This is a genomic window from Streptomyces globosus (assembly GCF_003325375.1).
In the GTDB taxonomy this organism is placed as follows: Bacteria; Actinomycetota; Actinomycetes; order Streptomycetales; family Streptomycetaceae; genus Streptomyces; species Streptomyces globosus_A.
This window is the reverse complement of sequence record NZ_CP030862.1, coordinates 4,024,967-4,038,620: the sequence shown is the minus strand read 5'-3', so window position 1 is coordinate 4,038,620 and position 13,654 is coordinate 4,024,967. Positions and strand designations below refer to the sequence as shown.

Below are 13,654 nucleotides of genomic sequence, written 5' to 3'. Positions count from 1 at the left end.
CCTCCAGGCTAGTCCCCGGCGGTGGAGAGGGTATTCGGGATCGAGGCGGACCTGTTCAACGACGATCGGCCGGCCCGCGCCCTGGACGCGATCGCCCTGCATCCGGAGATGCCGGCCGGTACTGTCGGAGCCCCCGCGATCGCCGAGTCCGGCATCGACTGTTCCCGGCTGCACTGGGACATGACCGGCATGTCCGTGCACGGCGCCTACCGCGAAGCCGGCCACGACGAGGACTTCCCCGCCATGCGGCGTCCAGTTGCATCTGCTGGACCTTCTCGGCGTCGACATCAGGCGAACCCGCTGGCCACAGACCTGAAACAGCTGACCCCGGCAGCGCTCGCCCGCCCTCGACGGGGCGTGGGCGCTGCTATGTCGTCTCGCCGGCGTCCGTGACCATGCGGACGAGGGTGTCGACCAGCTCGTCGGAGGTGGTGCGCAGGCTGTCTGTGCTGAAGTGGCCGGTGAGTTCCATGTCAGCGATGCCGTGGGCGCTGGCGAGCAGCAGGGCGCCGTAGTGCCTGGCGTTCCGCTCCCCGACGAGGTCGGTGACGATGATCAGGAACTCTTCCTGGAAGCGCCCGGCCGCGCGGATGCGGTCTGCGGCTGGGGCGCCCGCCGGCGCGCACAGCCGGCGTCGGACGCGATCGAGTCCTTCACCAAGTTCCTCAGGACGGTGTCCGTGGCGCCTGAACAACATCTGGTACAGGTGAGGCTGGTCCCGGCCGACGCCGATGAGGGCGCGGAGAGCACCGCGCAGCTTGTCGGAGCCCGACAGGGCCGGATCGGTCCGCAGGGTGTGGACCTGGTCGGCGATCCGTTCCCAGCTCTCGGTCGCGAGGGCGGTCAGCAGGCTGTCCTTGCCCGTGAAGTGCCGGTACGGAGCTCCCCGTGTCACGCCTGCCCGCGCGCTCACCTCGCGCAGGGTGACGGCTTCGGGGCCGCCGAGGTCGAGGAGGTCGGCGGCCGCGTCGAGCAGAGCGCGGCGGGTGAGGGCGGCGGATTCCGCACGAGTGGCCATGACCTGCATCATACAGTTGACAGTGTCATCTGTGCTGGTAGCGTCACTAAGGTGACAACGTCATCTGAAACACAGAGGCTGGTCGTCGTGACCGGAGCCTCCACGGGCATGGGTGCGGCAGCCGCCCGCGAACTGGCTCGTCGGGGCTTCCACGTGCTGGCCGGCGTGCGACGCGACCGTGACGCCGACGCCATCCGATCCGCCGGCATCGAGCCCGTCATCCTCGACATCACCAAGTCCGCGCACGTGGAGGCACTCGCCGCGCGGGTCGCCGGAGACCCGCGCGCGCTGCACGCGCTCGTGAACAACGCCGGCGTCCAGGTGAACGCCCCGGTCGAAGTCCTGCCGATGGCGCAGTGGCGGCAGGCGTTCGAAGTCAACCTGTTCGGCCACATCGCCGTCATTCAGGCACTCCTGCCCGCCCTGCTGCGCAGCAAGGGCCGCGTGATCAACATCAGCTCGGTCGGCGGCAGGTACGCCATGGCAACATACGGCGCTTACGCCGGCGCGAAGTTCGCCCTGGAGGCAGTAAGCGACTCACTCCGCCGGGAGGTCGCGCCGCTGGGCGTACAGGTCGTCGTGGTCGAGCCCGGCGGCGTCCGCACGGAGATCGCCGCCCGCGGGATCGCAACAGCGAACCACCTGGCTGCCCAGATGACGCCGGAGCAGGACGAGCGCTACGGCGGTCTGGTCCAAGCGAACAACAAGTTGATGGCCTCGGGCACCGCGTCGGGCCTGACCGCTGACGCCGCCGCCCAGGTGATCGCGAAGGCCGTGACAACCCGCAGACCGCGCACCCGCTACACCGCCGGCCGGGATGCTGCCTTGATCATGAGCCTGGGCCGGTTCCTGTCCGACCGTACGCTCGACCGCGTCCTCGCCGCCAACCTGCGCCGCCACTACCCGAAGGGAGCCGTCGGCCGACGATAACCCCACGCACAGCTCCGTCCCCTGTGGTGCGGCCACCGGTGGGCTCACAGCCAACGGATGACATTCCCTCCGGCCCGGGGCGAGGGCTCTCCGGGCGTCAAGCCGCGGCCTCGCTGCACGAGCGTCGCCCCGCGGCCAGACCACGGGTCACGGCTTTCACCGCCAAGCACCCCTGGTGCCACCCCCGGCTGCCCGTACTCTGCCGTACGCGACTGCCTGGAGACCAAGATCAATCTCATCGGGATTTCCTGTACCTCAACTCCCCACGCCCGGAGTCCCGTGGCCGGGGCCGCCCGACGCGCCGCGTGCCGCCCCCCGCCGCCGCCCGCCGGGCCCCCGGCGGGCGGCGCCCCGCCCCGCGGGGGCAACCTGGAGGTATGAGCCGGGCCAACGACAGGGTCGAGGCGCTGCTGCGGGAGTACGCCGAGCTGATCGCCATCAGCGGCCAGGACGCCTTCAAGGCCCGCGCCTACGAGAAGGCCGCCCGCGCCATCGGCGGCCACCCGGTCGACATCGCGCAGCTCGACGCCAAGGGCCTCATGGACATCCCGCACGTCGGCCGCTCCATCGCCGACAAGGTGCTGGAGTACCTGCGCACCGGCCGGATCCCCGAGGTGGAGGCCTCCCGGGAGGCCGTCCCGGCCGGCGTGCGGGAACTGACCCGCATCCCCGGCCTGGGCCCGCGCAAGGCCCTCGTCCTCCACCGCGACCTGGGCATCTCGTCCGTCGCGGAACTGGAGGAGGCCCTGCGCGGCGAGAAGCTCCGCGACCTCAAGGGCTTCGGCGAGCGCACCGAGGAGAGCATCCGGCACGGCATCCTCCTGCTCAGGCAGGCCGGTGACCGCATCCTCCTCGACGCCGCCACCGAGCTCGCCGAGGAGATCGTCGCCGAGCTGTCCCGCATCCCCGGCTGCGTCCGCTGCACGTACGCGGGCAGCCTGCGCCGGATGCGCGAGACCATCGGCGACCTCGACGTCCTCGTCGCCGCCGACACCTCCGAACCGTTCATGGCGGCCCTCACCGCCCTCCCCGCCACCGCCGAGGTCATCGCGCACGGCGCGAAGAAGACCTCCGTCCGCACCGCCTCCGGGGTGCAGGTCGACCTGCGCGTCCTGCCGCCCGCCTCCTGGGGCGCCGGCCTGCAGTACTTCACCGGCTCCAAGGCCCACAACATCCGCACCCGCGAGCTCGCCGCCCGCCACGGCCTCAAGCTCTCCGAGTACGGCCTCTTCGACGCCGAGACCGGCGAGAACCTCGCCTCCGAGACGGAGGAGGACGTCTACGCCCGGCTCGGCCTGCCCTGGATCCCCCCGGCGCTGCGCGAGGACCGCGGGGAGATCGCCGCCGCCCTCCGCGGCGAACTGCCCGAGCTGGTCACCGAACGCGACATTCGCGGAGACCTGCACACCCACACCGACCTCACCGACGGCCTCGCCTCCCTGGAGGACATGGCCGCCGCGGCCGCCGCCCGCGGCTACGCCTACTACGCGGTCACCGACCACGCCCCCGACCTCGCCATGCAGCGCATGACGAAGGAGAAGGCCCTCGCCCAGCGGGATCGGCTCCGCGCCCTCGACCGCACGCTCCGCGGCATGCGGCTGCTGCACGGCACCGAACTCAACATCGGCCCGGACGGCGGCCTGGACTGGCCGGACGACTTCCTCGCCGGCTTCGACCTGTGCATCGCCTCCGTCCACTCCCACTTCGGGCAGACCCGGGAGGCCATGACCAGCCGGATCATCCGCGCCTGCGAGAACCCGTACGTCGCCGTCCTCGGGCACCCGACCACCCGCCGGCTCGGCATCCGGCCCGGCGTCGACGCCGACTTCGACGCCGTCTTCGCGGCCTGCGCCCGCACCGGGACCGCCCTGGAGGTCAACTCGCACCCCGAGCGCCTCGACCTCTGCGACGAGGACATCCTGCGGGCGAAGCGCCACGGCGTGAAGTTCGCCGTCAACACCGACGCCCACGCCACCGTCCACCTGCCCTACCTGCGGTACGGGGTGGGCACGGCGCAGCGCGGCTGGCTGACGAAGGAGGACGTCGTCAACGCCTGGCCGTGGGGCCGGCTGCACCGCTTCCTGAGGGAGAAGCGCCGCCGGTGAGCGGGGCGGGCGCGGTGCCGGGGGCTTCGGTGCCCGGGGCTGCGGCGCCCGGGCCCGCCCAGCGGGCCGCCCCGTCGGCCCTCGGGAGCACGGCCACCGCCAGTACGGCCGCCAAGGCGGCCGACGCGAACGCCGGAGCGAAACCGAAGCCGGTGATCAGCGCACCCGCCAACGGCGGCACCAGCACGATCGCCACGTGCTGGCCCGTCCCGTGCACGCCCAGGGCCCGGCCCGCCCAGTCCGGGCCCGCACACTCCGCGACCGCGGTGTTGTGCAGGCCGTTCGTGCTGACCGTCAGCGCCGACGCCGCCAGCAGGGCCGCCGTACCCGCCGCCGACGGCCACACGGCGCCCGCCGCGAGCAGCGCCAGGTCCGCAGCCGTCGCCACGGCCAGCCACCGCATCGGCCGTACCCGGCTGCCCACCGCGTCCGACCACCACCCCGCCAGCAGCCGCACCCCGGCCCCGGCCAGGTTCACCGCGGCCAGGACGGTCCCGGCCGCGGCGGCGGACCAGCCCCGCTCCTGCGTCAGGAACAGCAGCGCGAAACCCGTGACCACGAACTGCGGCACGCACAGCGCCGCCGCGACGGCATGCAGCCGCCACAGGTGCCCGCCGCCGGCGCTGCGGCGGTACGGGGACGGCGGCCGGGCCGCGACCGCCCGGCCCCGGGACACGGACACGGGCACGGGCCCGCCGGGCTGCTCCCGGCGCACCGGGCCGCCCGGGCCGCCCGGGCGCGGCGGGTCCACGGCGAACACGGCGATGGCCGCGCCCGTCACCCCGCACAGCACCGCGCACAGGCCGAACGCCGCGCCCACACCCGCGCCGTCGGCCAGCGGCGGCAGCGCCGCCGCGGCCACCGCCGTACCCACCGGCTGCGACGCCTGCCGCACCCCCATCGCCATCCCGCGCCGGCCGGGCGGGAACCAGCCGATGACCAGCCGCCCCGACGCCGAGTTGACGGACGACCCGCCGGCGCCCGCCGCGACCAGCAGCAGGCCCAGGAGGGTGGCATCGCCGGCGGCGACGGCAGCGGCCGCCGCCATCGCCGCGGTGGCGGCGAACAGCCCGGCGGTCAGGGCCAGCCGCTCCCCGTACCGGTCGGCGACCGCGCCCCAGCCGACCAGGCCGAGGAGGATCCCGGCGATCGGGCACGAGACCAGCAGGCCGGCGCCGGCAAGCGAGACGCCCAGGTCCCGCTGAAACGCGGGGATCAGGTACGCGAGGCCGTACAGGGCCGTCGTACTGGCGGTCTGGCCGCAGGTCCCGAGGGCGAGCATGGCCCAACTGCGCGTCATCCTTGGCGTGTCCACACCCGGCACTGTAGGCCTGTGGCCGTAATGCGAGACAGATCGTTCTGCATGTTGAGACACGGAGGCGCAGAGGGGTGAGGGCAGGGGCAAGGGGCCCGGCCGGGAACCGGCCCCTTGGCGGCGGGGAGGGCGCCCCGGATCAGGAACCGGTCCGGCCGCGCCCGGAGACGAAGTCCCGCGCCCGGTCGACCAGGCCCAGCCCCGGCGCGAGCAGCTTGTTCGCCGGCGGCTCCGACGGCTTCCCCGGGTGCGGCCGCGTCGGCGCCAGCTTCTTCGCCAGCCGGATCCGGTCCCCGAGCTCGTGGAGGACCTCCTTGTCGCAGGCGCGCCGCAGCGCCGGGAACAGGTTCGCCTCCTCGTCGCGGATGTGCTCCAGCACCTCGTTCCGCAGGTCGGCGACCATCCGGTCGAACTCCGGCCCCGCGGCGTCGACCGCCTCCAGCTCCTTCAGCACCACCTCGACGCGGGCGTGGTCCGCGATCTCGCGGTCGGCGATCGCGTCGCCGCCCGGCACGTGCTTGCGTACCGCCGGGTAGAGGTACTCCTCCTCCGCCACGGAGTGCCGCACCAGCTCGATCGTCAGCAGGTCCACCAGGGTGCGGCGCTCCTCGGCGGGGGTGGCGTTCGCGAGGTCCGCGAAGAAGCCCCGCACCTCGTCGTGGTCGGCGGTCAGCTCGTGAACGACGTCTCCGCCGTGTCCCATGGCCGTGCTCCTCTCTCGTGTCCTTGCCCTGCCGTCCGGCTCGCCGCGCCGTGCACGCGGCGGCGGCCGCACGCGGCGCCGACCCCCTGCGGGGCCTGCGCCGGAGACCCGCGCTTGCCCCACCGCCCCCGCACCATGCACGGCCCTGCGCCGACCGGCGGACCCGGTTTGACCGGGCCCGCCGACGGGAAGGCGCTCACGACCACCGGCCGACCCGGGAGCCGACCCATGAGCCATCACGTTCCTGCGCCAACCACCGAGACCGGTGAGCTGCCGCAAGACCACACCGGCGCAATCCTGGAAGTGACCAAACGCGTCGCATCGCTGCTCAAGGCCTCCGGCAGACCCTTCGCACTCGCCGGCAGCGTCGCCGCATTCGCCCACGGAGCACCCGCCCGGTTCCAGCACGACACGGACTTCTGCGTGCGCCCCGAGGACGCCGAGGAAGTCGTCGCGGCACTCCGCAAGGGCGGCATCGAGATGCGCGAGTCGTCCGAGGACTGGCTGGTCAAGGGATTCGCCGACGGCGAGCAGATCGACCTGATCTTCGAACTCGCGCGGCGGCCGGTGGGCGCGGAGCTGCTCGCCCGCGCCGAGGTCCGCTCCGTCGCCTCCGTGTACATGCCCGTCCTCGCTCCCACGGACCTGATGGACGGCAGGCTCGCCGCCCTCACCGAGCACTACTGCGACTTCGGGGACCTGCTGCCCGTCGCCCGCGTCCTGCGCGAGCGGATCGACTGGGTCCGACTCGACCGGGAGTACCGCGACATGCCGCTCGCCGACGCCTTCCTGTACCTCCTGGAACACCTCGACGTCATCGAGCCCCGGGCGCGGCTGCGCGAGCGGGGCGGCGGCCGGAACGGCGACCGGGCGGAGGCGTCCGGGAAGGAGCCGCGCCCATGAACGGGCCCGCTCGCCGACACGACGAACCCGTCGCCTACCGGGCCGAGCGCCTCCGCGAGCGCCTGGCCCGCGACGACCTCGCCGAACTCGGCGTCCAGATCGACCTGCACGGCCCCATCACCGTCCTGACCGGGACGGTCACCACCGCCGCGTGCCGCGAGCAGGTGCTGAGCATCGCCGCCGAGGAACTGGACGGCCTCCAGTGGCGGCACGACATCCGCCTCGCAGGAGTGCTCCCACCCTCCGAAGGCGACCTGGAGGACCTTCCATGACGCGCATCGCCGCGGTCGGCGACATCCACCTCGCGCCCGGCTCCGAAGGACTGCTGCGGCCCGCCTTCGACACCCTCGGGGAACGGGCCGACCTGCTGCTCCTGGCCGGCGACCTGACCCGCCACGGAACCCCGGAGGAGGCGGCCGTGGTCGCCGGCGAGGTGAAGGGCCTCCCCGTCCCCGTCGTCGCGGTGCTCGGCAACCACGACTACCAGAGCGACCGGCAGGACGAGGTCGCCGACGTCCTCCGCGAAGCGGGCGTGACGGTCCTGGAGGGCGACTCCGTACGCATCGACGCGGGCGGCACCCAGGTCGGCGTGGCCGGGGCCAAAGGGTTCTGCGGCGGCTTCGCGGGCCGCTGCGCGGGCGAGTTCGGCGAGCCGGAGATGAAGGCGTTCGTCCGCACGGCGCGCCAGGCCGCCGAAGCCCTGCACGGCGCCCTGACGGAACTCGCCGCGGACGGCTGCGACGTACGGGTCGCCCTGACCCACTTCGCCCCCGTCCCCGACACCCTGGCGGGGGAGCCGCTGGAGATCTACCCCTTCCTCGGAAGCCACCTGCTGGCGGAGGCGATCGACGAAGTGGGCGCGCACCTGGCGGTCCACGGGCACGCCCACCACGGCACGGAACACGGCATGACGGAGGGCGGAGTCCGCGTCAGGAACGTGGCGATGCCGGTGATCGGCCGGGCGTTCGCCGTGTACCGGCTGGACGGGGGCGGGGGGTAGCGGCCGGAGGGCCGGCGGCGCCGGGTGCCGGTGTGCCCACGAACAGCGGCTCTTGCGTGGCAGCGGTGAAGGGCGCGGTTTAGCTTCGTTCCGCATGCCGCAGTTGTGCCCGCGAGAGGACACCACGTGCGAGAACGCAACCTCCAGCCGAAGCATCCGGGGAACTCTGCCCTCAGGTCGGGTGGCCCACCGGGGAGCCGTCGCGCGGGGGGCGTACCCACGAGATGACGTCCCCCTCCCCGAAGGCGCATGTTCCGTTCCGTCTTCCCACCGCTCAGACCACGGCCGCCTGGTGCGCAGCGCTCCTGTCCATGGGCGCCTACTGTCTCGCGATGGCCGTGCACGGCACCTACCCCTTCGGCGGGCGGTCGCGTGCCGTCAACGACCTCGGCAACCAGCTCGTGCCGTTCCACGCCCACCTGTGGGACCTGATGCACGGCAACACGACCGGCGACCTCTACTTCAACTGGTCGAGCGGATACGGCACACCCTTCCTCAGCGACTTCTTCACCTACCTGATGAACCCGTTCTCCTGGCTCGTCGGGGGCTTTCCACGCCACCTCGTGGAATTTCCGGTGTTCCTCGTCACCCTGTTCAGCATCGGCCTTGCCTCAGCCCTCATGACCCTCTTCCTGGGCCGACTGCACCCGGGCTCCCCATGGCTGCGGGCCCTCCTCTCCGTCTGCTTCGGCCTGAGCGCGTGGACGATCTCCGACGGCTTCGCAGACCCCATGTGGATGTGGGGTCTGGTGGCGCTCCCCCTGGTCGGCATCGCCTACGACTGGTGCCTGCACCGGCGGCGCTGGGTGGCGGGCGCCCTTCTTGTCGCCCTCTCCTGGGCAGGCAACTTCTACACCGCGGCGATGGCCACCCTCGGCATGGCCCTGGTCCTGCTCGTGCGTCTGTTCCTTGACGTGCGGACAGGCCGGGAGCGGCTGGACAGCCTGCTCCGCGCCGCTTCCATGACCCTGACCGGCGTCCTCCTCACCGCGCCCGTACTCGCGGTCAGCCTCAAGGCGGCTCACGCAGCGCAGCCGGCGCCGGTGAGGACCTACCAAGGCCCACCCACCGCAGCCCACTACCTGGCGCAGCTGCTGCCGGGTGGGCTGTCCGAGGGACCCCGCGTCTCCGTGGGCATGCTGCCCCTGCTGCTCGTCGCCACGCTGCCCTTCATCCGCCGGGTGCCGCTCAGGGAACGCTTCTGCTGGCTCTTCCTCATCGCTGCCATGGCAGCTTCGTTCGTGTGGCTGCCCACGATCCTGATCTGGCACGGAGGGGCGATGCCGAACGGCAGCCCCTACCGCGCCTCCCTCGCCCTGACCGCAGTCCTGGTGTCCGCGGCGTGGCTGGCGCTCGCGCGTGAGCCCGGCCCCCGGGAACTGCTGTGCGGAGCGGGCGTCCTGCTCGTCCTGATCCTGTCCGTCCGGGACAGCACGCACATGACCCGCGGCCCGTGGCTGCTGGCGGCCGCCGGCCTCGTCCCCCTGGCACTGCTGCTGACGCGGGACAGGTACCGGGGGCGTCGCCGACGGCGCGCCGCGCTGACCGCGGCACTGGCCGTGACGGTCTTCCTCACGTCGGCCTACACGGTCTTCAACACCACGGTCCTCCGCGACGCCTACGCCTGGTGGACGCCCAAGCGCACGTACGACAGCGAGTCCGCGGCCACGTACGAACTCCTCAGGTCGGCCGACGACTGGCCGGTCACCCGCACCGACCCCGGCCCCCACGAGTACGCCAACAACGATCCCATGCTGCTTGCCGGACAAGGCGGTTCCTACTACAGCAGCTACGTGCCCGCACGCACCGCTGAAGCGCTGCACCGGCTCGGCGCGGGCTGGTACATCCAAGGCCGGCACACGCTGAGCTTCACCGACCCCGTCAGCCGAGTGATCATGGGAATCAGCAGCTACACCGACCGGAGTGCGGGCTCCCGCGGCCTCACTCGGCCGACGGTGCCGGCGCCACCCATCGTCACCGTCCGGCCTCCCGGCACGATCCTCGACCACGCCGGTACGGACGCCACCGTCTTCGCCCGCCAGGAACGCGTGCTCGGCGCCCGCGTCTACGAGGTGCCCCGGCTCCGCCCCTCAACCGGTGCGCCCCCCGAACCCGTCGCCGGCCGCGGCTGGGCGCTGGCCTCGGACCCGGAGGGCAGCTCCGGCCGCACGTTCACCGCGCCCTGCACACCCGGCACCGAGGCGTACTGGTACGCACCGTGGTTCCTCGGCCGGGTCGAGGCACAGGGCCGGACGGTGAAGGGCTCCGGCCGCCACAGCATGACGCGCCTTGGCCTGACCGCGCTGGGCAAGGTACCGGAGAACGGGGCGATCACCCTGACGGTCCTCTCGGGGCGCAGGCAGTACATTCCCGAGAACCCGATCGGGTGCCTGAACCACGCCGCGCTCGACCACGCCGTCACCCGCCTGCAGGCCACCGGCCCGCAGCGCCTCCGCAGCGGCGGGCATACGCTGGAAGCCCTCTTCGCCCCCGGAACCAGGGGAACCGCGGTCGTCTCCGTACCCGCGACGGCGGGCTGGCAGTGCGCGGTCGACGGGGGCCCGGCCACCACACCACGCACACTCGGCGGCCTCATCGCCGTGGACCTGGCCGGCGGCGCCACCGCGCTCCGGTGCGCCTTCCGCCCGCCGGGACTGCGGCTCGGCCTGGCAGGCAGTGCCGCTGCCGCCGCCGTCCTGCTGCTCGTGGCGGGCGTCAGTGCGCTGCGTACGCGCCGCAGGAACCCGGGTGGGTGACCACCGCACCGGGGGAGCGGCGGGGCGGCGGTGCGACGGGGCCGCGCTGCGTCGCCCGGGACACGCCCGGGGGACACGGCCCCGGCTGAGGCGCGTCAGCGGCGCACCGCGGGAAGCCACAGGGAGCGGGGGCGGGGGGCGCCAGGCTGCGAGGCGGCCGGCGGCGCCGTGGTGACGTGCAGGTCGGCGTCCAGGCCGAGGACCGCGATCGAGGCTGCACCAGACGCCTCCACCAAGCCCGCCGGGGCGCCCGTGTACAGCATCCGGGACTCGCTCCAGACCGGGGCACCGCCCGAGCCGTCCCTTGCGCCTGTTCCGCCCATTCCGACCGTACTGATCGTGCCCGCACTCCCCCCGCGGCCCGCAAGCAGGGGGCCCGCGACGCCCACCGCGCCGTAGCCCGCCCCGCCGCCGACCTCGGTGAGCGGGGAGACACGCGGTGCCGGCCTGCCCGCTGTGGCAAGAGCGGTACGGACCGCACCCGAGCCGGGGCGGCGGAAGAACAGCCGGACGCCCTCGCCCTCAGGGGAGACCGACAACGGCACCGTGGTCGGTGGCAGCCCGGTGGGCAGGGGGCCCTCCAGCGGGGAGTCCGGGGTCTGCTGGACCCAGGCCAGCACGGTTCGGCTCGTGGCCGCGTAGACGTGGCGCCTGCCCTCCGCATCGATCGCAGTCGCGGGCTCGCCCTGAAGATCGGCGCCCCCCAACGCCTGCCATGGTCCGAACGGGCCGTTCGGGGCGGTCTGCGCCCGGGCGCGCAGCGTGAGCTTCGCGTCGCGCACGTATACCGTCATGCGGCCGGTCCGGTCCACCGCGACGGAAGGCCCGCTGATCGCCGAGGCGCCCTCCGCGTCCGATGCCTCCGGAGTGCCGAGCGTCCGCCACGGGCCGAACGCGCCGTCGGGCGAGGACTGGACGGCGTACACGATGCCACGGGTGTAGTCCTGCGGCCCCGCGCCCAACGTGGTGCGCGTGCCGAAGACCGCGATCCTGCCGTCGGGCAGCCGTACCGCCGTCGCGCCGGTGTCCATGCCGGTGCCGGGGAGCAGCTCGGGCCCCTGCCAGTCCGCCCGCGGGCCGCCGCGGGACCAGTACGCCATCCGCCCGTCGAGGACGGCGAAGGCCCACAGCCGGCCCGAGGCGCCTTCGGCCACCCATGAAGTGCTGTCACCGCGGCTGTAGCGGATGCTCTGGCTCCAGCCGTAACCGGCGGGTCGGGCGGCTGTCTTGCGGTCGCCGCAGCCCGCGGGGCTGCCGCACCACTCCTGGTGGTCGAGCCAGGCGTAGGTCTTGAGGTAGCGGAGCTTCTCCTCGGCTGTGTGCGGGTCGAGCGTCGAGGGGAGGGAGGTGTTGAGGTAGCCGCTGTAGTTCTGGACCGAGAAGTGCGGCCGGTCCGTCGACTTCGCGTAGCGCTCGGTGGCTGCCTGTATGAAGCGGGCGCCGTACATGTGGTCCTGGTGGTCGACCAGCCTGCCGCTCTCCCCCCACAGGCCCGGTGTCGGGTCCTGCAGCCGTATCGTGGTCGGCTTGTACTGCTCGAGTACCGCCGCGACGGTGCGCACGACCTGGTCCTTGGTATAGGAGAACGGCTGCTTGACCGGCGTGCCCGAGGTCAGTTGGGCCCCCAGGGCGGCTGTCTTCCCGTTCCACAGACCCCGCAGGCTGTCCGGGTTCTCGCCGTCGATACTGCGGGCCTCGCGCAGCTGCAGCCATACCAGGTTGATCCGCGGCTCGGCGACGAGGACGTCCACCTCCGCTGACCCGCCGCCGGCCGTGGGCACGGATGTCCGCTCCCACGGACTCGTGCGGTCACCCGTCGCCATCTGCGCATAGGCGCCGCGGATGCCGTTCTGCCGGGCCTCCGCGTACGAGGCGCGATCAGCGGGCCGCACGGGATCCTTCACGTGCCGGCCGTGGGCCTCGTTCCGCCCGTCGGACTCGCCGGAGGTGAGGTAGACGGTCGTCACCTTGGAACCGGCCCGTATGGAGCGGCTCAGGTCCGGGTTCATGAAGAAGAGGTCGTCGTCGGGGTGTGCGACGACGTGGAGCACGGAGCCGCCGGTCACGCTCTCGCCGGAAGGCTGCACGGTCCCGTGTCCGTAGGCCAGGGCCACCACCCCGCCGGTGCCGGCTGAGAGGACCGCGAGCAGGACAGCGGGACGGGCGCTGCGGAGGAGGGGCATCGGCGCGCCTTGAGGGTCGGTCCAGCGGCAGAACTCCGCCCGGCAGGAGGGGTCGATGGGTGGGCGGCAAGGTGGCCCACCGCCTTGCGGAATGAATGATTCCGGTGGTGACCCGACATGATTATGCACACGCCTGTTTGATTGACCCACCGTCAAGTCTGGTATGGGCAAGAAAGATTTGAATGAACTAGTTGGTGCATAATCTGCAATTCTGTAAGACTTGGGATGTTTGCCCGATTTTGGGTGAAGGTGTCCATCGCGGCGCGTCGGCGGTGCACCGGCAGGGGCCGCCCGGCGGCTCCGCCGCGGCGAGGCGGAGGCAGGGCGGACGAGACACCCTCTGCGGCGCGGCCGGATGGGGGATTCGGGCGCCGTGGTGAACCCTCACGGAGATCACGCGAAACTAAATCGGGTGCCACGGCGTGCCCTCCCTCCCTAGACTCGCACCGCGGGCCGCGCTCGAACAACGCGGCGCCGCCACCGCCGTGTTGGCGGTCCGCACGTCGCCGAGCAGAGAAGGGGAACAGACCATGTGCCGTCAGTGCACCGTCGTTTTCGTTCTCCCGTCCCGGTACGACGTGATCCCGGTGTCCCGGGCCGCGCGGTGTCCGCTGCGCGGCCGACACCGCACGTCCTGACGCACTTCCGGTCCGGCGGGGCCGCCAGGCCCGCCGGACCGGGGCCCAGCCCCGTCCGGTTCCTTCGGTTCCGGTCCGGCCCTTCGCATCCGGCCCGACCGGG

11 protein-coding genes are annotated in these 13,654 nt (G+C 72.9%); 7 read left to right on the top strand and 4 right to left on the bottom strand.

Features of this window, described 5'->3' with window-relative positions:
• The first annotated feature begins 21 nt into the window (after positions 1-21).
• Positions 22-393 carry a hypothetical protein gene (locus tag C0216_RS34095; protein WP_216827096.1) on the top strand — a complete coding sequence of 124 codons (372 nt, stop codon included), beginning with the start codon at positions 22-24 and terminating at the stop codon, positions 391-393.
• On the opposite strand, the gene C0216_RS17675 is transcribed toward C0216_RS34095, so the two are convergent.
• Positions 368-1,018 (bottom strand): TetR/AcrR family transcriptional regulator, encoded by a 651-nt coding sequence (locus C0216_RS17675; protein WP_216827095.1) that lies wholly within the window; start codon positions 1,016-1,018, stop codon positions 368-370. The two genes, C0216_RS34095 and C0216_RS17675, sit on opposite strands and share 26 nt — an antisense overlap.
• 51 nt (positions 1,019-1,069) lie before the next feature.
• Here C0216_RS17675 and C0216_RS17670 point away from each other — a divergent pair, with 51 nt between their 5' ends.
• Together C0216_RS17670 and polX are read left to right on the top strand one after the other, a co-directional pair.
• Complete coding sequence (locus C0216_RS17670) at positions 1,070-1,948, top strand: SDR family NAD(P)-dependent oxidoreductase (protein WP_114056218.1); 879 nt, start codon at positions 1,070-1,072, stop codon at positions 1,946-1,948.
• Positions 1,949-2,325: 377 nt separating this feature from the next.
• On the top strand, positions 2,326-4,053 hold the full coding sequence (polX, locus tag C0216_RS17665) for a DNA polymerase/3'-5' exonuclease PolX (protein WP_114056217.1): 1,728 nt from the start codon (positions 2,326-2,328) through the stop codon (positions 4,051-4,053).
• On the opposite strand, the gene C0216_RS17660 is transcribed toward polX, so the two are convergent.
• Together C0216_RS17660 and C0216_RS17655 are read right to left on the bottom strand one after the other, a co-directional pair.
• A complete protein-coding gene (locus C0216_RS17660; RefSeq protein ID WP_246042597.1) occupies positions 3,995-5,368 on the bottom strand; it encodes an MFS transporter in 1,374 nt (457 codons plus the stop codon). The genes polX and C0216_RS17660 overlap by 59 nt on opposite strands.
• A gap of 139 nt (positions 5,369-5,507) precedes the next feature.
• Positions 5,508-6,071: a hemerythrin domain-containing protein gene (locus C0216_RS17655; protein ID WP_114056215.1), complete on the bottom strand. Its 564-nt coding sequence runs from the start codon at positions 6,069-6,071 to the stop codon at positions 5,508-5,510.
• Positions 6,072-6,374: 303 nt separating this feature from the next.
• On the opposite strand from C0216_RS17655, the gene C0216_RS17650 reads away from it, so the two are divergent.
• The 4 genes from C0216_RS17650 (at position 6,375) to C0216_RS17635 (ending at position 10,730) form a co-directional block, all read left to right on the top strand.
• A complete protein-coding gene (locus C0216_RS17650) occupies positions 6,375-6,974 on the top strand; it encodes a nucleotidyltransferase family protein (RefSeq protein WP_342777111.1) in 600 nt (199 codons plus the stop codon).
• Positions 6,971-7,246 carry a hypothetical protein gene (locus C0216_RS17645; RefSeq protein WP_114056213.1) on the top strand — a complete coding sequence of 92 codons (276 nt, stop codon included), beginning with the start codon at positions 6,971-6,973 and terminating at the stop codon, positions 7,244-7,246. Before C0216_RS17650 ends, C0216_RS17645 begins: the two co-directional genes overlap by 4 nt.
• A complete protein-coding gene (locus tag C0216_RS17640; protein ID WP_114056212.1) occupies positions 7,243-7,974 on the top strand; it encodes a metallophosphoesterase family protein in 732 nt (243 codons plus the stop codon). The genes C0216_RS17645 and C0216_RS17640 overlap by 4 nt, the downstream gene beginning before the upstream one ends.
• A gap of 224 nt (positions 7,975-8,198) precedes the next feature.
• Entirely contained in the window at positions 8,199-10,730 is a 2,532-nt protein-coding gene (locus tag C0216_RS17635) for a YfhO family protein (protein WP_114056211.1), read from the top strand.
• 95 nt (positions 10,731-10,825) lie between these two features.
• On the opposite strand, the gene C0216_RS17630 is transcribed toward C0216_RS17635, so the two are convergent.
• The gene (locus C0216_RS17630; protein WP_114056210.1) at positions 10,826-12,913 is read right to left on the bottom strand and encodes a PIG-L family deacetylase; all 2,088 of its coding nucleotides are present in this window, start codon (positions 12,911-12,913) and stop codon (positions 10,826-10,828) included.
• Between the last annotated feature and the right edge of the window lie 741 nt (positions 12,914-13,654).